The following is a 20588-nucleotide window of genomic DNA, read 5'->3' as shown; positions in this document are numbered from 1 at the left end:
ATACCTCAAAATACATCCGTTTGGCAAGAGTATTCAAAAAAGAAAGCGTCAAATCCGAGGATTTGACGCTTTGGACAAAAACGAATGGACAGTTTAAGACCGTTTCCATGCATTTCCGCTAAAGAGCACCAGAATGGGCAAAACCTCAAGGCGGCCCACAATCATGCACAGGGAAAGCACCAGTTTGGAGAAGCCGGAGAAGAAAGCGTAGTTGCCCATGGGGCCTACCAATTCCAGACCGGGACCGATGTTGCCGATGCAGGAGACCACCGCAGTAAAGGTGGTACCGAAGGAGTTGTTGTCCACAGAGACCAAGAGTGTGGCGCCCAGGGTGATAAAGATATAGGCAGCAAAGAAGATCTGGACGGAACGAAGGGCGGTCTCATCCACTACACGACCGTCCAGTTTGACCACGTTGACGGCCCGGGGATGGATAACCTGGCGGATCTCCCGCTTGATGCAACGGCCCAGCAGCAGGACACGGGAACACTTGATAGCGCCGCCGGTGGAGCCGGCGCAGGCGCCGATAAACATGAGCAGCACCAGCAGGGTTCTGGAGAACTCCGGCCATAGGTTGAAATCCGTGCTGGCGAAGCCAGTGGTGGAGATGATGGAACCGACCTGGAAGGCGGCATGGCGGATGGATTCTCCGCCGGTGGGGTAAAGATTCCAGATATTGATGGAGATCAGCGTGATACTGGCAAAGACTACGATCAGGAAGAAGCGCAACTCGTCACTTTTCAGTACCTGCTTCACCTTTCCGCAGAGCAGCAAGAAGTAGAGGGAGAAGTTCACGGAGAACAGCAGCATAAAGATCGTAATGATGATCTCAATGGCGGGACTGCCGTAGGCGGCAATGGAGATGTTTCTGGTGGAAAAGCCGCCGGTGCCTGCTGTGGCGAAGGAGTGAACGATGCTGTCATACCAGGGCATCCCGGCGATCTTCAGAATGATGATCTCAATGGCGGTCAGACCGCAGTAGATCCCGTACAGGATCTTGGAGGACTGGCTACTCTTGGGGACCAGCTTGCTGACTACAGGACCGGGACTTTCGGCCCTCATCAGGTGGAGAGTGCGGGACCCCAGACTGGGCAGCAGTGCGATGGTAAGAATAAGCACGCCCATACCGCCCAGCCAGTGGATGAAGGAGCGCCAGAACAGAATGCCGCGAGGCAGCGGCTCCACCGCGGTCAGAATGGATGCGCCGGTGGTGGTAAAGCCGGAGACAGCTTCAAAAAAGCAATCTATGTAAGAGGAGAAATAGCCGCTGAAATAGAAGGGAAGCGCGCCGAAGGCGCCTACCAGCAGCCAGATCAGTGCCACCGCGAAAAAGCCTTCCCGGGTAAAGAAGTGGTCGTCGCTGGGCAGAAGGGAAAGTGCGAAGCCGATTACCATGACCAGCGGTATGGTGAAGAGAAAGGGGGTGGGGTCCTCCTGATAGATCAGACACACCAGCAGCGGCAGCAGCATGGTGATAGCCTCCACCATCAGGGTCTTTCCGGCTACTTTAAATACCAGTCTGAAGTTCATTGCGCCGCCCCCAGATCCAGCAGAGAGTCCTCGTAAATATCATTGAGGTCCAGAATGCCGTGGTTGCGGGAGATCAGAATCACCGTATCGCCCGCGGAAATGGAACTGGAGCCGTCAGGAATGATGATCTTACCCTGGTGGACCAGCACGGCGATAAGGATGCCCTTTTTCAGCCGCAGATCCTTCAGCGGCACACCCTGATTGTGAGTGGTCTCATTGGCGATGAACTCCAGAGCTTCCGCGTGTCCGTCGCAGATCTTGTACAGGGCGTTCATCACGCTGCCTTTGGAATTCTGCATTCCGCGGACCACCTGAAGAATGTGGCTGGCGGTGATGAGCTTGGGGGAGATCACACTGTCCAGACCGGCGGCGTGGGCGATGCTGGTATAGTTCTGCCGGTTGGACTTGGCCACTACCTTTTTCACGCCCTGCTGCATGGCGTAGAGGGAGATGATGATATTGTCCTCGTCCCGGTCGGTGAGGGCAATAAAGGCATCGGAAGCGCTGGCGTTTTCCTCCTCCAGCAGCTCCTGGTCGGTGCCGTCGCCCTGAATAATAAGGGCCTGGGGAAGCACATCGCTGAGGTGACGGCAGTGCTCCGGGTTACGCTCCACGATCTTGACCTGCATTCCCATCTTGAGCAGAATGCTGGTCAGATAATGGGCGATGCGTCCGCCGCCGATGATAAAGGCGGAATGCAGCTTGGGAATGTGCCGTCCCAGCAGGCGGAAGAAGGCGGTCAGGCCGGCGGGCTGACCCACCAGATAGAGCCGGTCGCCTACCCGGGGAATAAAGGTGCCGTCAGGAATGATGACCTCGCCGTCTTCCCGCTCCGCCGCGCACAGGAGCATGGGCAGCTCCCGGATCTTGCTGGTCTGGGCGGACAGAGGCTGGTCGGCCAGAAAGTCGCCCTCCCGTACTCGGAAGCCGATTAACTCCACCCGCCCCCGGCAGAAGGTTTCGATGTTGGCCGCGCTGGGGAAACGAAGCAGGCGGGAGATCTCCACGGCAGTGGCATTCTCCGGGTTAATAGCCAGATCAATGCCCAGTTCCCGCTTCATGTGGGACAGCTCCATGGCATACTCCACATTGCGTACCCGAGCGATGGTAAATTTGGCGCCCAGCTGTTTTGCGGTGAGGCAGCAGACCATGTTGATCTCGTCCAGACTGGTGGCGGCAATGAGCACGTCTGCCGACTCAACACCCGATTCCTTCAGAGCGGAGATGGAGGCGCCGTTGCCCTTGACACACATAACATCCAGAGATTCCGAGGCGTGGCGCAGGGCGTCGTCATTGGTGTCGATTACCGTGACGTTGTGCTCCTCCTGAGACAGATGTTCCGCCAGTGTAAAACCAACCTTTCCATCCCCCACAATGATGATCTTCAAGTAATATCCATCCTTTCAGGGATCAGGGTCCCTTTGTAGACGCTCTATATAAATCAGGCGAGAGCGGTCCATTCATGATGTATGATTGTAGCCTCCATCTTAACGCAATCTGTCAGTAGATGCAAGTATTCTTTCATCATTCCGACAAACTTCGGGAAAGCAAAAGAAAGATTTCCCGGACAAAAAATCTGCCGGTCTGTGACCGGCAGATTGGGCGGCGGCAGGATGATTAACTGGTCCATTCGCCGTGGATGATGCCCACCAGGTACCAGTCGTTGTTCCAGATCTCAAAAACCAGCTTGAGAGAGCACCAGTCAAAGCCCTCCAGCGCGGGATCGATACCAGGGAAGTGGTATTCCACAAAACGACCGTTGGGATAGGCATCAGCCACGTTTTCCAGGGCGTTTCCACTGATTAGCACGGTATCAATCCCCATCTGGGGAGCTTCAGTATAGTCGGCGTTAAAAACATAGCGGGCAAAATAGTCCTTGGAGGTGCAGCGGATGGGGGAGCCGGAGCCCACAGCCAGACCCCAGGTGTAGAGCTGTTTATCTTCCGCTAAACCGGCCACCTGATCTTGCGAGAGTACATTGTCGCAGGAATGGTCCACGGTGGAGTAAGGCGTCAGGGTGACCCCCCGCCTGGGATGGACCAGCTGGGAGAGCGCGGAATAATCTTCCTGCTTGAGTGCCTCCAATACCTGACTGGCACGCTCCAGGAGCAGCGTATTGTCGTTGACATCCAGGGGTGGCTCCGTAGGAACAGCGGAGGCGTAGGTATGCTGATTATAGGCGACAGTAGGAATGGAGGAAGAGACAGCAGCGGAGTTATTAGAGGAAGAGAGAGACAGTCCCACCATAGAACCCAGAACCAGTCCGCACAGCAGAGCCAGTACGGTCATTAGGGCTGCCCGCTTCACATTCGCCGCCTCCTTTTAAATCGTGATGTCTGCCGGACCAGGTAAAAATGCAGCCTGTCCTTCAGCAGAACTATTCTAAAACGGATGAAACAAAAATACAACAACAAAACGTTACAAAAAGGAGAGATATTTGTGCACCTTGCAAAGGGGAGCAGAAACTGATATAATACAGTACGCTCGTCCGTGGACCATACCCGGTCTGATCCGGGGATGAAAGGGATGTATGCGACACCGAGGAGGTATCCGAGATGCATGAACATGAATTGCAGTTCCATATAAAATGTAAGCAGGGCGACGTGGGCCGCTATTGCTTTCTGCCTGGTGATCCGGGCCGCTGCGAGAAGATAGCCGCTTATTTTGATAATCCGGTGAAGATCGGCAGTAATCGGGAATATACCATTTATACCGGCACGCTGTTGGGCGAAAAGGTGAGCGTATGCTCCACCGGCATCGGGGGTCCCTCCGCTGTGATTGCCATGGAGGAGCTACATAACATCGGGGCGGATACCTTTATTCGTGTGGGTACCTGCGGCGGTATTGCTCTGCCTGTCAAAAGCGACGATGTGGTGATTGCTACCGGCGCGGTGCGCCACGAGGGTACCAGCCGGGAGTACGCGCCCATTGAATTCCCCGCTGTGTCCGATTATGAAGTCCAGACCGCTCTGGTCCAGGCGGCCAAGAACCTGGGGAAGCCGTGGCACGCTGGCGTGGTCCAGTGCAAGGACTCTTTCTATGGGCAGCACAGTCCGGCCCGGATGCCGGTGGCTCAGGAACTGCTTTATAAGTGGGAGGCCTGGAAGCGCCTTGGCGTGCTGGCCTCTGAGATGGAGTCGGCGGCTTTGTTCTGCTGCGCCGCCGCACTGGGCGTGCGGTGCGGCTCCTGCTTCCATGTAATCTGGAATCAGGAGCGGGAGGCCGCCGGCCTGGATCAGACCGAGAGCCACGACCTGTCCGCCGCTCTGGAGGTTGGTATCGAGGCGGTCAAGCTGTTGATCGAGGCCGACAGGGAGAAAAACTGAAAATGCCTGCATCAGGGCCTGCCGCAATATGCGGCGGGCCCTTTTTTGCTGCTGTACAGCGCTCCCCAAACGGGTATGTTTGTCTGACAATATACCGGATATCGTAGCAAATTCGGTAACAGAATTACAGGGAGATCAACTTATGTGTTTTGTTAATGTTGTGCATTGACAACTGTTAGCAGACAAACTAAACTAAACATAGTACAGAAAAAGGAGATGACGTGATGCGGCAGGAGCGCCATGTGGGCTATGAGATCAAAGCCCTGTCCAATCTGCTGCGGCGAAAGGTTTTGGAGATGACCTGCACACCGGAAGGAGACGATTTTACCGAGATGCAGGTGAAGCTGCTGGGTTTTTTGTGTCATAATCGGGACCAGGAGATCTGCCAAAAGGATATTGAGGAAGCCTTCTATATCCGGCGGTCTACGGCATCCCGGCTGCTCAAGCGGCTGGAGGCTCAAGGCTTTATCGTGCGGCAGTCAGTGGAACGGGACGCCCGGCTCAAGCGGGTGACCACCACTGCCAAGGCGGATGCGCTCCATCAGGAGATCATCGATCGGATCAACAGTGTGGAAGACCTGTTGACCCAGGGGCTGAGTCAGGCGGAGGTGGAGCAATTCCTCAGCACGGTGGAAAAACTGAAGCAGAATCTGATGTAAGCCGTCCGTGTGGCGGCTTACAGTGCGTCATTCCTGCGTAGACTGTGGTTTACGCGCAAATCCTAAGGAGGGAACCCTATGAAGAAGAAACGCGGCTTAATCAGCTGCATTGGGGAATTCAAGACGGCTACCATCCTTACACCCATCTTCGTGATCGGAGAGGTGGCCTTCGATGTACTGATTCCCATGATGACCGGCAAGCTGCTGGACGAGGGCGTCAAAGCGGGCAATATGAGCCGGATCATTCAGTACGGCCTGCTGGTTGTGGCCATGGCATTGATGGCACTGCTGCTGGGCGGCCTGTCCGGCCGGTTCGCGGCCCGGGCCTCCACCGGCTTCTCCCGCAATCTGCGCCGTGAGATGTACCAGAACGTACAGAAGTTTTCCTTTTCCAACATCGATAAATTCTCCACCGGCGGTATCATTACCCGTCTGACCACTGATGTGACCAACGTGCAGATGGCCTTTATGATGATTATCCGTATTGCGGTGCGCTGCCCCATCATGCTGATCTGCGCCTGGTTCCTTACCTTTACCCTCAATCCCAAGCTGGCGCTGATCTTCCTGGTGGTCATTCCTATTCTGGCAGCGGGTGTTCTGCTCATTATGAAATCGGCCCACCCTGTCTTCGAGCGTGTGTTCAAGAAGTATGACTGGCTGAACAACGTGGTGGAGGAGAACCTGCTGGGCATCCGTGTTGTGAAGTCCTTTGTGCGGGAGGATCATGAGAAGGAGAAGTTCGGCAAGGTGTCCAATGAGATCTATATGGACTTCTCCAAGGCGGAAAAGATCGTGGCATTCAATATGCCGCTGATGCAGATCTGTGTCTACGCCTGTATGCTCACTGTGTCCTGGATTGGCGCCAACCTGGTGGTGGGCGGCGAGCTGACCACCGGACAGCTGACCAGTATGTTCAGCTACATCATGATGATCCTCATGAGTCTGATGATGCTGTCCATGGTGCTGATGATGATCATTCTGGCCCGGGCTTCTGCCGAGCGAATCGTGGAACTGCTCAACGAGGAGAGCGACCTGAAGAACGGCCCCGATCCCATCCATGAGGTGAAGGACGGTTCCGTGGTCTTTGAGAACGTCAGCTTCAGCTACGCCAAGGACCCCACCAAGGAGTGTCTGAAGGACGTGAATCTCACCATCAAGTCCGGCGAGACCGTGGGCATTCTGGGTGGTACCGGTACCTCCAAGACCACCCTGGTCCAGCTGATCCCCCGTCTGTACGATGCCACTGAGGGCCGCGTGCTGGTAGGCGGCGTGGATGTGCGGGACTACGATATGGAGGCTCTGCGTGAGCAGGTGGCCATGGTGCTCCAGAAGAACGTGCTTTTCTCCGGTACCATTAAGGAGAATCTGCGCTGGGGCAACAAGGAGGCCACCGACGAAGAGATGGTCCGGGTGTGTAAGCTGGCCCAGGCTGATCCCTTCATCCAGGAGTTTCCCGACAAGTACGATACTCACATCGAGCAGGGCGGTTCCAACGTGTCCGGCGGCCAGAAGCAGCGCCTGTGTATTGCCCGGGCTCTGCTGAAGAAGCCCAAGATCCTCATTCTGGATGACTCCACCTCTGCAGTGGACACCAAGACCGACGCCCTGATCCGCAAGGCGTTCCGGGAGGAGATCCCCGACACCACCAAGTTCATCATTGCCCAGCGTATCTCCTCCATTGAGGACGCCGACAAAATCCTGGTGATGGACGGCGGCAAGATTTCCGCCATGGGTACCCATGAGGAACTGCTCAAGACCTGCGAAATTTACCGCGAGATTTATGAATCCCAGACCAAAGGAGGCGGCGAAGATGAAACCTGATATGAGACAGAAGCCTCCTGTGAACCGCTCCCGCACGATACGCCGCCTGATGCAGTACGTCAAGCGGGGATACGGGTTCCGGTTCCTGCTGGTGTTGGTATGCATCCTGATCAGCGCCATCGCCTCGGTGTCCGGCTCGCTATTTTTGGGCTCCCTCATCGACGTGTATATCACCGATCTGCTGGCCATGGATAACCCGGTGTTTGACGGCCTGCTCCATGCCCTTATTCTCATGGGCTGCCTCTATCTTGCCGGTGCCCTGTGTGCCCTTGCCTACAACCGTCTGATGGTTACCATCTCTCAGGGCGTACAGAAAAAGATCCGGGATGATCTGTTCAGCCATATGCAGTCCCTGCCCATCAAGTATTTTGATACCCACGCTCACGGCGACGTGATGAGTGTATACACCAACGACGTGGATACCCTCCGTCAGATGTTTTCCCAGAGCATCCCCCAGGTCATCAACTCTCTGATGATGATTGTGGTGGCCTTTGTGGGCATGATCTTCACCAATTTGCTGCTTACCGGCGTGGTAATTCTTTGCATCATCGGTATGCTGCTGGTGACCCGGTTCCTGGCCGGCCGCAGCGGCCGCTACTTCATTCGCCAGCAGGTGAAGCTGGGCGATCTGAACGGCTATATTGAAGAGATGATCAACGGCCAGAAGGTAGTCAAGGTCTTCTGCCATGAGGAGGAGGCCCAGGAGGGCTTTGATAAGGTAAACGACGCCCTCTTTGAGAGCGCCGACAAGGCCAATAAGTACGCCAACATCCTCATGCCCATCCTGATTAATATCGGCAATGCCCAGTATGTCATCATCGCCATGGCCGGCGGTGCTCTGGCCCTCAGCGGCATTGGCCCCGGCATCACCCTGGGCGTCATCGCTACCTTCCTCCAGCTGTCCAAGAGCTTGTCCAACCCCATCAGCCAGATCTCCCAGCAGCTCAACTCGGTGGTCATGGCTCTGGCCGGCGCCCAGCGTATCTTTGATCTGATGGATGAACCTGCCGAGGAGGACCACGGCACCGTGACTCTGGTGAATGTGGCCTTTAATCAGGAGGGCAGCCTTCATGAGACCGACGAGCACACCAACTTGTGGGCCTGGAAGGTACCTCAGGAGGACGGCTCCTTCCAGTATGTCAAGCTGGCCGGCGATGTGCGCTTTGATCATGTGGACTTTGCCTACGAGGAGGGCAAGACCATCCTCCACGACATCAGCCTCTTTGCCAAGCCTGGCCAGAAGCTGGCCTTTGTTGGCGCCACCGGCGCAGGCAAGACCACCATTACCAACCTGATCAACCGCTTCTATGACATTGCCGACGGCAAGATCCACTACGATGGCATCTCCATCAACGACATCAAGAAGCCGGATCTGCGCCGTTCTCTGGGCATCGTGCTTCAGGATACCAACCTGTTTACCGGTACCGTCCGGGAGAACATCCGCTACGGCAACCTGAACGCCACCGATGAAGAGGTGGAGGCCGCCGCTGTGTTAGCCAATGCTGACGACTTCATCCGGCGGCTGCCTCAGGGGTACGACACTATGCTTACCGGCAACGGCGCCAACCTGTCCCAGGGCCAGCGGCAGCTCATTGCCATTGCCCGGGCCGCTGTGGCCGATCCCCCGGTGATGATTTTGGATGAGGCCACCTCTTCCATCGATACCCGTACCGAGGCTATCGTCCAGCAGGGCATGGACTCCCTGATGTGCGGGCGAACCGTCTTTGTCATTGCCCACCGCCTGTCTACCGTACGCAACTCCGACGCCATTATGGTGCTGGACCACGGCCGTATTGTGGAGCGGGGCGATCACGAGGACCTGATCGCGCAGCATGGCCTCTACTATCAGCTATACACCGGCGCTTTTGAGCTGGAGTAAGTAAAACCTTCGCTTTGCGGCGGGCCGCCCCGGTATGACCGGGGCGGCCCGCTATTTTTTCGTTCAGTACGCACCACCTCCGGAGCGCGGCATAGTATGGAATGAGACCGGGCCGGACAGCGGGAAGCTCCGCCGCCAGCTCCAGGTTTCTAACATTTAAACCGGGAGGTACTTCTATGATGGGGTGCAACAATGGTTGTGGCTGTGGCTTTGGCGGCGGTAGCTGCCTGTGGATCATTCTGATCATCATCCTGCTGTGCTGCTGCTGCGGTGGCGGTAATAGCTGCGGCAACAACTGCGGCTGCGGAAACAGCTGCTGCTGAGTCCATACCCATAGAAAAAACCGGGGGGATGCCTTGTCTGGCATCCCCCCGGTTCGTCTGTCTGGTCCCCGGAGCGCATAGAATGGCAGAAAGGGGGGACGGGGTATGGAGCGGCGGTTTTCACTGTGGGAGGGCCGGGGCTGGCTCACGGTGCGGGAGGAACGGAGCCGGGCGGTATGTGCCGCTCAGCTGCCCAACGATGGCTGTGGGCTGTACAAGTGCTGGCTCACGGGAGCCGGAGGAAAAGCCCTGTTAGGCACCTTTGTGCCGCAGGGGGGTGTTCTGCGGCTGGAACGTACCTTGACGATCAGCGAGCTGGAGCGGCAGGGTGCCTGGCCGCCGGAGGGCTGTCAGGCAGTATTGGCATTCTCTTTTGATGGAGCAGAGAAGCTTCCGGCAGGGTGGCAGCGGGAAGACAATCCCGGCCGGCTGATGGGGGAGCCGCTGCTGGCCGCTGCCGCCAAAGGTCCGGCTCTGATCTGTCGGGACGAGCGTGGCTTTCTTCTGGCCTATCTGTATCGGAAAGACCGGCCTTTTCCGTTGACGCCGCTGTTTTGCTTTGCACGGCTGGAAACGCTGGAGGGGCGGGACTATCTCTGTTTTCCCTTCCGGCCCGGCGGCTGCCCCCGGCTGGACGATCTGTTGTAATTTCACTGTGTTTGCGCTATACTGACAGAATGAGATCCTATTTACAAATGAGGAATGAACTATGATCGATTATTTTCATCTCAATGCCGGGCCGGAACTGATCCAGGGGATCAGCAGCTTGGGGCTGGCCCATCTGGGGGATGGTGTGTTTGAGCTGATGGTGCGCTCCTGGCTGTGTCTCCACGGCAAGGCCACCTCCAAGGGCCTCCATCGGGCCACGGTCCGCTATGTGGCGGCTCCCGCCCAGGCCAGAGCGGTGGAGAAGATTCTCCCCCTGCTGGAGGAAGCGGAGCAGGACGTGTTCCGCCGGGGCCGCAACACCAGCCCCCACAGTGTGCCCCAGAATGCCAGTCGGGCGGACTACCAGGCTGCTACCGGCCTGGAGGCTCTGTTCGGATGGTTGTGGCTTCAGGGTCGCACCGACCGGCTCAATGAACTGTTTGCCGTAATGATGGAGGAAGAGGAATGCCGTTAGACGCACTGTGCCTGACCGCCGTGGCGGAGGAACTTCGCCGGGCCGTGGTGGGGGGGAAGATCGACAAGATTTATCAGCCTACCAGGGATGAGATCGTGCTCTTCCTCCGGGGGCAGGGCGAGAATCTGAAGCTGCTGCTCTCCGCCAATCCCGGCCACCCCAGGGCCCACCTCACCACCCTGAACCGGGAGAATCCGGACAAGCCTCCCATGTTCTGTATGCTGCTGCGGAAACACCTGCTGGGCGGGCGTATTCTGGAGCTGAACCAGCCTCCCCTGGAGCGTATCCTGGACTTTAAGTTGGAGACCATAGACGAGCTGGGGGACCGGGTGGAGCGCCGTCTGGTGCTGGAGGCCATGGGCCGTTCCGCCAACCTGATCCTGCTGGATGGGGAAGGGCGCATCATCGACTGTATCCGCCGCGTCGACGGCGATCTGTCCAGGGGACAGCGCCAGGTGCTGCCCGGTTTATTCTATCGCCCCCCTGCGGCACCTGAAAAGTTAAATCCCTTTACACTTGATGAGGACGAGCTGAGGGCCGCGCTGGATAATCCCATGGGAAAGGAGCCGGAAAAGCTGCTGATGGACACCTTTACCGGCTTTTCACCCCTGATTGCCCGGGAAATCGTGTTCCGGGCTGGGGGAGAGGAGTGCCTGGTCCGGGAGTTGCTCAAGCTGCAAAATGCTGTACAGCAGAATAACTTTACAGCATATTTGCTGGTGCGGGAAGGCAAACCGGTGGATTTCTCCTTCCTGCCTATCCTGCAATACGGGCCGGAGACCGAGAGCATCCGGCAGGACAGCTTTTCCGCCCTGCTGGACGGCTTCTATGAGCGCCGGGAGGCGGCGGAGCGGGTCAAGCAGCGGGGCCAGGATCTGGTGAAAGCGGTGACCAACGCCCGGGACCGCACTGCCCGCAAGCTGGCCAATCAGGAGAAGGAGCTGACTGCCACCTTTGACCGGGAAAAGCTGCGGGAGCAGGGGGACATCATCACCTCCAATCTCCACCGGATGGAGAAGGGGATGGCGGTGCTCCATGCCCAGAACTTCTACGACCCGGACTATGGTGAGATCGACATCAAACTGGACCCACTGCTCACCCCTCAGCAGAACGCCGCCAAATATTATAAGGACTACAACAAGGCCAAGAAGGCGGAGGAGATGCTCACCATCCAGATTGAGAAGGGCGAGCGCGAGCTGGAGTATCTCAACAGCGTGCTGGAGAACATCCGCCTGGCGGAGGGGGAGCGGGACCTGGGGGAGATCCGCCAGGAGCTCACTGACACCGGCTATCTCCGCCGGGCCAAGACTGCCGCCAAGCGGGAGAAGCGGGTGGCGGGCAAGCCCATGGAGTTCCGCTCCACCACCGGCCTACGCATCACTGTGGGCAAGAACAACAGCCAGAACGACCAGCTTACCACCAAGATGGCTTATAAGAGCGACATCTGGCTCCACACCCAGAAGATCCACGGCTCCCACGTGATCCTGTGGCTGGAAGGAGGGGAGGCCGACGCCCAGAGCCTCACTGAGGCGGCCATTCTGGCGGCTACCTTCTCTCAGGCGGGGGACAGCACCCGGGTGCCGGTAGACTATACGCCGGTGAAGTATGTGAAAAAGCCCGCCGGGGCCCGGCCGGGTATGGTGGTGTATACCACCTATCAGACCGCCGTGGTGGACCCGGACCACGAGCTGGCTAAGCGGCTGCGGGTGAAATAACCGGGGACCAGGAGGAGATCATATATGGAGACCTGCCACATCCTGGTGGTGGAAGACGACCAGGACATCAATAACCTGCTGTGCAAGATCCTGACCGGGGCGGGCTATGACTGCCGGCCCGCTTACTCGGGCAGTGAAGCCGCCCTGTGGGCGGAGCAGTATGACTATGATCTGGTGCTGCTGGACCTGATGCTCCCCGGCATGACCGGGGAGGAGTTTATTGCCCAGCTCCGCCGGCGTAAAACCATGCCCATCATCGTCCTCTCTGCCAAGGCGGGGCTGGAGGACCGGGTGAACGTGCTGCGGCTGGGGGCGGATGACTTCATCCCCAAGCCCTTCGACAACGCCGAGGTGCTGGCCCGGGTGGAGGCCCAGCTGCGCCGGTACAAACAGTTTGACCGGGGGAGCGGCGGGGCTGTGCTTACCCACGGGGACCTGGTGCTGGACAAGGAGGGTGTCACCGTCACTGCCGGCGGCAAGCCGGTGACCATCACCGCCCGGGAATTCCGCATTTTGGCCCTGTTGATGGAGCATCCCAAGAAGGTTTTTACCCGGGAGGAGCTCTACCAGCAGGTGTGGGGCGGGGAGTATATGGGGGACGACAATACGGTAAACGTCCACATCTCCAATCTGCGGTCCAAGCTGGCAAAAGCCAGCCCCAAGGAGTACATCAAGACGGTGTGGGGTATCGGCTTCAAACTGAACGATTTATAAGATCACACCCAACTTTAAACATTCTTCACCTTTGCTTAAAGCCCGGTTATTGACTTGCCTGTATACTGGCATCACAAACCAAGAGAAAGGCTGATGCCCTATGACAGATACCGTATTACACACAAAGGGCCTGACCAAGCGGTACGGGGCCCACACTGCGGTGGACCGGGCGGAGCTGACGGTGGAGAAGGGCCAGATCTATGGCCTGGTAGGCCGCAACGGCGCCGGAAAGACCACCATCATCCGCATGGTGACCGGTCAGACCGTGCCTACGGCGGGGGAGATCTCCCTCTTCGGGGCCACGGGTAAGGACCTGATGAAGGTGCGTGCCCGTACCGGGGTCATGGTAGAGACCCCCAGCTTCTATCCCTACCTCACCGCCCGGCAGAACCTGGAATACTATCGCATCCAGCGGGGTATCCCCGGCAAAGGAACGGTGGACCAGGTGCTGGAGGAGACTGACCTGGCCAACACCGGAAAAAAGATCTTTAAGAACTTTTCCCTGGGCATGAAGCAGCGGCTGGGCCTGGCTCTGGCGCTGATGAACCGGCCCGACTTCCTGCTGCTGGACGAGCCCATCAATGGTCTGGACCCGGAGGGCATTGTGGAGTTCCGCAACCTGCTGCTCAAGCTCAATCGGGAGCGGCAGACCACCATCCTCATCTCCAGCCACATCCTGCCGGAGCTGGCCAACCTGGCCACCTGCTACGGCTTCATCGACAACGGGGTCATGCTGGAGCAGATCACTGCCCGGGATCTGGAGGAGAAGTGCCGGGCCTGCATCGAGGTGGGGGTGGAGGACCCCTCCGCCGCCTCCCTGGTGCTGGAGCAGAAGCTGGGTACCCGGGACTACGAGGTGCTCTCCGGCGGTATCCTGCGGCTGTACAGCTTCCTGGACCAGCCCCAGACAGTGGCAAAGGTGCTGGTGGAGGGCGGCGTGGCCCTGCGCTCCCTGGAGAGCCGGGGGGCCAACCTGGAGGACTACTTCCTGTCCATGATCGGAGGTGTCCGCCATGCGTAACTATCTGGCCGCTGAATGCTATAAAGTATTCCGGAGAAAGTATCTCTACCTGACCCTGCTGGTGGTGCTGGCCCTGGAGGGGCTGATGCTGTGGGGGTTCTGGTTCACTTGGTCCAACGGCAACACGCAAATGGACTTTTACTCCGCCGTCATCATGATCCCCATGATGCTGAGCGTCGGACTGTACGCCACCATCCTCACCGGCGATATGGTCTTTTCTGAGCAGTATAAGCACAACACTCTGAAAAATGAGGTGTCCTACGGCGTGTCCCGGGTGCGGATCTACCTGGGCAAGCTGGTGGTGGCTACCCTGGTGGCACTGCTGGCGGCGGTGGTGATGGTGGCCCTCTATATGGCAGGCTGCTGGGTGCTGCTGCCTCACAATGAACTGGACCAGACCGGTCTGGCACTGGTGGGCTACACCCTCGCCGGTGCGCTCCCCCTGTGGCTGGGAGCCCAGGGCGTGGTACTGGCCTGTTATTTCCTGGTGCGCAACACCACCTTGGCCGCCTTTGTGGCGGTGGCCCTGCTGGGTGTGGTGCCCTCCATCCTCCAACTGTGCGGTCTGCTCATCCATCCGACCTTTGAGATGATCCGGCAATTTATGCCCGCCGTTATGCTGGAGCAGCTGCATCTCTATGCCTTCCAGTGGGACTATGTGGGCCGGTGCTGGGTGGTAGGCCTGGTGGTGCTGGCGGGGTCCATTTTGGTAGGCCTGCTGGCATTCCGGAAAAAAGAGATCCGCTGACAGACAGAGCCGGGAGGGAGACATATGCTCAACTACATTAAGGCGGAGCTGTGGAAGGCCTTCCGGCACAAGGGAATTTACGGTCTGGCCCTTTTCCTGGGACTGTGTACCGCTCTGTTCACCTTTATGATGCTGGAGGCTGACGACTTTTCCCAAATGGCCTCCGCTGCCTCCACTACCATGCTGCTGGGGATGCTGGTTGCCCCGCTGCTTACCCAGATCGTGGACGGCAAGGCCCTGGGGAGCTTAAAAAATGAGGTGTCCTTCGGGCTGAGCCGGGGACGGATCTACTGGGGCAAGCTGTTGGCCGGATTGATGCTGGGGCTGGTGCTGTGCCTGCTGCTGTTGGGAAGCTACCTGCTGGTGGGTTGGCTGGCCCTGCCTCACTACTCCCGGGAGGCCGATTTGGTTGCTTTGGCGGTGGTAGGCTTCTCTTTGCTGGGGGCCCTTCCCGTCTGGTGCGGGATATATAGCTTGTGCCACATGATGGCCCTGCTCATCCCCAGCACGGCGGCATGGATGGCGTTCTATTATATCCTCAGCTTCTTTGGCCAGCCTGTGCTGGCGGCCATGGGTACCGAGGGCCGGGTCGGCAGTCTGATTCAGGCGATTTTAATGCCAGCATCCCTGCTGATGCCTGATTTTCTGTCCGGCTGGCTTACCTGGGAGTACCAGTTCTGGTGCTGGGCTGTAGGGATAGGCTGGCTGGTATTTACCACAGCGCTGGGCCTGCTCTGGTTCCGGCGGCGGGAGATCAAGTAAAAAGAAACTTTTCCACGGGCGTGCCGCTTCCTGCGGCACGCCCGCTTGGGCTGGAGAGGAGATGGGACCATGGCGATCATCCTTTGCGTTGTGCTGGCGGCGGTATGCGCCGGACTGGGTCTGTGGGTTTGGACCCAGCACCGGGCGCTGAAAGGGGCGGCGGAGCAGCTACGGGAGCTCACCCAGGGAGACAGCACCGCGCGGCTGCGGATGGCGATACCCAACCGGGCGGCGGAGGAACTGTTGGAGGGGGTCAACCACCTGCTGGAGCTGCGGCGGGAGGACCAGTCCCGCTGGCTGGAGCGGGAGCGCTCCCTTCGCCAGCAGATTGCCAACGTGTCCCATGACCTGCGTACCCCTCTGACCTCCATCCTGGGTTATCTTCAGCTGCTGGAGGACCCTTCGCTGCCGGAGGGAGAGCGGAGGGAGTACCTTGCGGTGGTGGAGAGCCGGGCCAAGGCATTGCAGAGTCTCATCACCGGCTTTTATGACCTGTCCCGGCTGGAAGGGGGAGAGTTTCCTCTGGAGCAGGAACCGGTGAATCTCTATACCAGCCTGTCAGGTTTGCTGGCCGCCTTCTACAACGACTTTACCGACCGGCACTTTGATATGACGGTGGAGTTGTCTGAGCATCTGCCGCCGGTGCAGGCAGACAACGGCGGCGTACTGCGGGTATTTACCAATCTGATCCGCAACGCCCTGGACCACGGACGGGGGAAGATGACCGTCCGGCTCTGGCAGGAGGGGGACAAGGTGGTGAGCCTCTTTGCCAACGAGACCGATGAGCTGACGGCGGAGGACCTGCCCCATATCTTCGATCGCTTCTTTACTTCCGATAAAATGCGCACCGGCCGCAACACCGGTCTGGGCCTGGCCATTGTCAAAACTCTGGCGGAGCAGATGGGCTGCCAACTGACCGCTGAACTGGAAAACGGTATGTTTGCCATTCGGGTACAGTGGCCCCTTTGGCAGGGGCGAAGCTTTGGATGATGTGCCAAAGGCGGTGATTGCCGCTTGACAAAGTAAGGGAAAACTGATATCGTTTATCCGTATGACTGGAAGGCCGCAAACCATTGGGGCTGTAAGGTTTTCTAAACTGGGCAGTCATAAAAATGGCGGAAGCGGCCGTGACGGGAAACCGTGCCGCAGATTGTTATTGAGAAGAAGAGGTTGAATACTATGGTAAAGATCGTACGCAAGAAGGTGCTGAACCCCAGCGTTACCTTGCTGGAGGTTGAAGCCCCCCTGATCGCCAAGAAGGCGCGGGCGGGACAGTTTATCATTCTGCGGCTGGATGAGCAGGGTGAGCGCATCCCCCTGACCATCGCCGACTATGACCGTGAGAAGGGCACCATCACCATCATCTTCCAGAAGGTGGGCCTGACCACCGAGCTGCTGGCCGACCTGAATGAGGGCGACCACATCCAGGACTTTGTGGGTCCTCTGGGCCTGCCCACCGAGCTGCCTGAGGGCGCCAAGCGCGTCTGCGTGGTGGGCGGCGGCGTGGGCTGCGCCATTGCCTATCCCCAGGCCAAGACCTGCCATGCCGAGGGCCTGGAGGTGGACGTGATCGCCGGCTTCCGCTCCAAGGATATTGTCATTCTGGAGGACGAGTTCAAGTCCGTCAGCGACCACTGCTACATTATGACCGACGACGGCTCCTATGGCGAGCAGGGCTTCGTTACCGTCAAGCTGAAGGAGCTCATTGACTCCGGCATCCACTATGATGCTGTCATCGCCATCGGTCCCATCCCCATGATGAAGTTTGTGTCCAAGACCACCGAACCCTACGGTATCAAGACCATCGTCTCCCTGAACCCCATCATGATCGACGGCACCGGTATGTGCGGCGGCTGCCGTGTCACCGTGGGCGGCAAGATGAAGTTTGCCTGTGTGGACGGCCCCGACTTTGACGGCCACGAGGTGGATTTTGACGAGCTGATGAACCGCAATGCGGTTTACCGTGCTCAGGAGGCGGAGGAGAAGGAGCGCCACGCCTGCCGCATGGACCAGCTTGCCAAGGAAATGATCCAGTAAGGAGAGACTGATACAATGCCTAATATGAGTTTGAAGAAGGTCCCCATGCCGGAGCAGGACCCCAATGTACGCAACCATAACTTCCAGGAGGTCTCTCTGGGCTACACTGCCGAGATGGCCATGGAGGAGGCCGGCCGCTGCCTCAACTGCAAGCACAAGCCCTGCGTGGGCGGCTGCCCGGTGAATATTCGCATCCCTGAGTTCATCGCCAAGGTGGCCGAGGGCGACTTCAAGGCCGCCTATGAGATCATCTCCGACACCAACGCCCTGCCCAGCGTCAGCGGCCGTGTGTGTCCCCAGGAGAGCCAGTGTGAGGCCCGCTGCGTCCGTGCCATCAAGGGTGAGCCTGTGGCCATTGGCCGCCTGGAGCGCTTTGTGGCCGACTGGTACCGGGAGAACATCAACGCCATGCCTGAGAAGCCCCAGAGCAACGGCATCAAGGTGGCGGTGGTGGGTTCCGGCCCCGCCAGCCTGACCTGCGCCAGCGACCTGGCCAAGCTGGGCTATCAGGTCACCATGTTCGAGGCCTTCCATACCGCCGGCGGCGTGCTGGTGTACGGCATCCCCGAGTTCCGTCTGCCTAAGGCCATCGTGCAGAATGAGGTGGACAAGCTGTCCGCCCTGGGCGTGGATCTGGAGACCGACATGGTCATCGGCAAGACCTTCGACATCGACGAGATGTTTGAGGAGGGCTACGAGGCCGTGTTCATTGGCTCCGGCGCCGGCCTGCCCATGTTCATGGGCATCGAGGGCGAGACCCTGGCGGGCGTGTACTCCGCCAACGAGTACCTGACCCGTATCAACCTGATGAAGGCCTACCGGGAGGGATACGACACCCCCCTGAAGATCTCCGGCTCCGCTGCTATCATCGGCGGCGGCAACGTGGCCATGGACGCCGCCCGCTGCGCCAAGCGCATGGGCGCCAAGCACGTCTATGTGCTCTACCGCCGGGACGAGGAGGAGATGCCCGCCCGTAAGGAGGAGGTCCACCACGCCAAGGAGGAGGGCATCGAGTTCATGCTGCTCACCAATCCTGTGCGGGTACTGGACGACGGCACCGGCAAGGTGGGCGGCCTGGAGTGCGTCAAGATGCGCCTCACTGCTCCCGACGAGAGCGGCCGCCGTGCCCCCAAGGTGGTGGAGGGCTCCAACTTCGTGATGGACGTGGACACTGTGGTCATGAGCCTGGGCACCAGCCCCAACCCCCTGATCCGGTCCACCACTCCCGGCCTGGAGACCAACAAGAAGGGCTGCCTCCAGGTCAACGAGGAGACCATGGAGACCAGCCGGGAGGGCGTGTACGCCGGCGGCGACGCGGTCACCGGCGCGGCTACCGTGATCCTGGCCATGGGCGCCGGCAAGAAGGCTGCCGCTTCCATGCACGAGTATCTGACCAAAAAGCACAGCAAGTAATCTATGAGGGCCCTGCTGCACAGCGGCAGGGCCCTTTTCTGCTTTTTTGATTACTAAAAGGGAAGTGACTGTGCAAAAGGTGGGTATTGCGGCCGGGGCGGGGGAGAGGTACACTATATTCTGTATGAGACAGAGAAAAGGAGAGAATGGGAATGCCCGCCCTTCAAAATGACCTGACCCAGGGTAGCGTCAGCCGGAAGCTTATTCGGTACGCCATGCCCCTGGTGACCTCCAGCCTGCTGCAGGCCATCTATTCCATCACAGATATCATCATTGCCGGCCATTTTATTGGAGACAACGGAATCTCCGCCATCAACACCTCCAGCGTGATCATGAATATGCTCACCCAACTGGCGATTGGTGTTACGGTAGGCGGCAACATCCTGGTAAGCCGCTACTTCGGCAGCGGCGCCGAGGAGGACCGCCGGAAAGCAGCGGGCAATACCCTGACTATCGGCATCATTGCTGGTATCCTCTTTACCGCTCTGGTGGTGCTGCTGTGCCGGCCTATTTTGATCCTGCTGCGTGCTCCTGCTATGGAGGATTCAGTGGCCTATCTGGGAATCTGCGGCGTGGGCCTGCTTTTCATCTTCGGCTATAACGCCCTGTCGGCCATCCTGCGTGGCGTGGGCAACTCCCGCATCCCGCTGTACTGCATCATCCTGTCGGTGAGCCTCAATGTGGTGCTGGACATTTATTTTGTTGCCGTGTGTGAGATGGGAGTGATGGGCGCTGCCCTGGCTACCGTGATCGGGCAGGGAGTGTCCTTTGTGACCGCCCTGATCTTCTGCCTGATCCACCGGGAGAGTTTGGGCCTGCTGCCCCGATACCTGGCTCCGGAGAAGCAGGTGGTGAGCCGCACCCTGAAGCTGGGTCTGCCGGTGGCTCTCCAGTGGACCATCGCCAGTGTGTCCTGGCTGGTGGTGCTTACCCTCATCAACAAGTACGACGTGGATGTGTCCGCTGCCAACGGCGTATCCAACAAGATCCGGGATTTCTGTCAGCTCTTCCTGTCCGCCCTTACCACCGGCGCGGGCACCATGTGTGCCCAGTGCCTGGGCGCCAAGCTGTATGACCGGGCGGAGCAGGTGATGAAGACCTGTATGAAGCTGTCACTGGGTATGGCGGCGATTATCATCGTCCTGGCTGAGGTGCTGGCCCCCTGGCTGGTGATGATCTTTACCCCCGACCCCGATGTGCAGGCCTGGGCGGTCATCAACCTGCGGATCGAGATTGTGTGTCAGCTGTTCTATGCGGGAATGTTTACCTACAATACCCTGGCCACCGGTTCGGGTCACACGGTATTTATTATGTGGAACTCCTTCCTCAACTGCATTGTAGTGCGTCTGGTGCTGGCTGTGGTGCTGGAGCACTTTATGGGCATCTACGGCGTCTATCTGGCCTGTGGTATCGCGGTGTCCAGCTCGGTGCCGGTGGGCTGGTGGTTCTACCGCTCCAACCGCTGGAAAATTGCAAAGAACGTAGCATAACAGAATGAAAAAGCCCCCGCTGAGGAC

General features: G+C 58.6%; 19 protein-coding genes. 16 read left to right on the top strand and 3 right to left on the bottom strand.

Features of this window, described 5'->3' with window-relative positions:
- Positions 1–93: 93 nt before the first annotated feature.
- The 3 genes from B5F94_RS00630 to B5F94_RS00620 form a co-directional block, all read right to left on the bottom strand.
- The gene (locus tag B5F94_RS00630) at positions 94–1530 is read right to left on the bottom strand and encodes a TrkH family potassium uptake protein (protein WP_087188965.1); all 1437 of its coding nucleotides are present in this window, start codon (positions 1528–1530) and stop codon (positions 94–96) included.
- Positions 1527–2918, bottom strand: coding sequence for a Trk system potassium transporter TrkA (gene trkA / locus B5F94_RS00625; protein ID WP_087326577.1), 1392 nt, complete (start codon positions 2916–2918; stop codon positions 1527–1529). Before trkA ends, B5F94_RS00630 begins: the two co-directional genes overlap by 4 nt.
- Before the next feature lie 229 nt (positions 2919–3147).
- On the bottom strand, positions 3148–3837 hold the full coding sequence (locus tag B5F94_RS00620) for a hypothetical protein (protein WP_087326574.1): 690 nt from the start codon (positions 3835–3837) through the stop codon (positions 3148–3150).
- Between the two features lie 248 nt (positions 3838–4085).
- On the opposite strand from B5F94_RS00620, the gene udp reads away from it, so the two are divergent.
- The 16 genes from udp (at position 4086) to B5F94_RS00545 (ending at position 20561) form a co-directional block, all read left to right on the top strand.
- The gene (gene udp, locus B5F94_RS00615) at positions 4086–4856 is read left to right on the top strand and encodes a uridine phosphorylase (RefSeq protein WP_087266660.1); all 771 of its coding nucleotides are present in this window, start codon (positions 4086–4088) and stop codon (positions 4854–4856) included.
- Between the two features lie 224 nt (positions 4857–5080).
- Positions 5081–5515 (top strand): MarR family winged helix-turn-helix transcriptional regulator, encoded by a 435-nt coding sequence (locus B5F94_RS00610; protein WP_242955454.1) that lies wholly within the window; start codon positions 5081–5083, stop codon positions 5513–5515.
- A 78-nt stretch (positions 5516–5593) separates the two neighbouring features.
- Positions 5594–7336: an ABC transporter ATP-binding protein gene (locus B5F94_RS00605; protein ID WP_087326571.1), complete on the top strand. Its 1743-nt coding sequence runs from the start codon at positions 5594–5596 to the stop codon at positions 7334–7336.
- Complete coding sequence (locus tag B5F94_RS00600; protein WP_242965520.1) at positions 7326–9215, top strand: ABC transporter ATP-binding protein; 1890 nt, start codon at positions 7326–7328, stop codon at positions 9213–9215. The genes B5F94_RS00605 and B5F94_RS00600 overlap by 11 nt, the downstream gene beginning before the upstream one ends.
- A gap of 176 nt (positions 9216–9391) precedes the next feature.
- Entirely contained in the window at positions 9392–9538 is a 147-nt protein-coding gene (locus tag B5F94_RS16365; protein ID WP_158094694.1) for a hypothetical protein, read from the top strand.
- Positions 9539–9643: 105 nt separating this feature from the next.
- Positions 9644–10186, top strand: coding sequence for a hypothetical protein (locus B5F94_RS00595; RefSeq protein ID WP_087326567.1), 543 nt, complete (start codon positions 9644–9646; stop codon positions 10184–10186).
- Between the two features lie 61 nt (positions 10187–10247).
- Positions 10248–10661 carry a Mini-ribonuclease 3 gene (locus B5F94_RS00590; RefSeq protein ID WP_087326564.1) on the top strand — a complete coding sequence of 138 codons (414 nt, stop codon included), beginning with the start codon at positions 10248–10250 and terminating at the stop codon, positions 10659–10661.
- Positions 10652–12376 carry an Rqc2 family fibronectin-binding protein gene (locus B5F94_RS00585; RefSeq protein ID WP_087326561.1) on the top strand — a complete coding sequence of 575 codons (1725 nt, stop codon included), beginning with the start codon at positions 10652–10654 and terminating at the stop codon, positions 12374–12376. The genes B5F94_RS00590 and B5F94_RS00585 overlap by 10 nt, the downstream gene beginning before the upstream one ends.
- Positions 12377–12400: 24 nt before the next feature.
- Positions 12401–13090 carry a response regulator transcription factor gene (locus tag B5F94_RS00580; RefSeq protein ID WP_087326558.1) on the top strand — a complete coding sequence of 230 codons (690 nt, stop codon included), beginning with the start codon at positions 12401–12403 and terminating at the stop codon, positions 13088–13090.
- A gap of 100 nt (positions 13091–13190) precedes the next feature.
- Entirely contained in the window at positions 13191–14111 is a 921-nt protein-coding gene (locus B5F94_RS00575) for an ABC transporter ATP-binding protein (protein ID WP_087326555.1), read from the top strand.
- The gene (locus B5F94_RS00570; RefSeq protein WP_087326550.1) at positions 14104–14859 is read left to right on the top strand and encodes an ABC transporter permease; all 756 of its coding nucleotides are present in this window, start codon (positions 14104–14106) and stop codon (positions 14857–14859) included. Before B5F94_RS00575 ends, B5F94_RS00570 begins: the two co-directional genes overlap by 8 nt.
- A 24-nt stretch (positions 14860–14883) precedes the next feature.
- Positions 14884–15621: a hypothetical protein gene (locus B5F94_RS00565; protein WP_087326547.1), complete on the top strand. Its 738-nt coding sequence runs from the start codon at positions 14884–14886 to the stop codon at positions 15619–15621.
- Between the two features lie 69 nt (positions 15622–15690).
- Positions 15691–16611 (top strand): sensor histidine kinase, encoded by a 921-nt coding sequence (locus B5F94_RS00560; RefSeq protein WP_087326545.1) that lies wholly within the window; start codon positions 15691–15693, stop codon positions 16609–16611.
- 189 nt (positions 16612–16800) lie between these two features.
- On the top strand, positions 16801–17658 hold the full coding sequence (locus tag B5F94_RS00555; RefSeq protein WP_087266644.1) for a sulfide/dihydroorotate dehydrogenase-like FAD/NAD-binding protein: 858 nt from the start codon (positions 16801–16803) through the stop codon (positions 17656–17658).
- 15 nt (positions 17659–17673) lie between these two features.
- Entirely contained in the window at positions 17674–19071 is a 1398-nt protein-coding gene (gene gltA, locus B5F94_RS00550; protein ID WP_087326543.1) for an NADPH-dependent glutamate synthase, read from the top strand.
- Positions 19072–19223: 152 nt separating this feature from the next.
- Positions 19224–20561, top strand: coding sequence for an MATE family efflux transporter (locus B5F94_RS00545; protein ID WP_087326540.1), 1338 nt, complete (start codon positions 19224–19226; stop codon positions 20559–20561).
- The last annotated feature ends 27 nt before the right edge of the window (positions 20562–20588 follow it).

The sequence above is a fragment of the Flavonifractor sp. An4 genome (assembly GCF_002161755.1).
Classification (GTDB): domain Bacteria; phylum Bacillota; class Clostridia; order Oscillospirales; family Oscillospiraceae; genus Flavonifractor; species Flavonifractor avicola.
The sequence above is the reverse complement of the archived record's forward strand: the minus strand, read 5'-3'. Positions and strand labels throughout refer to the sequence as shown.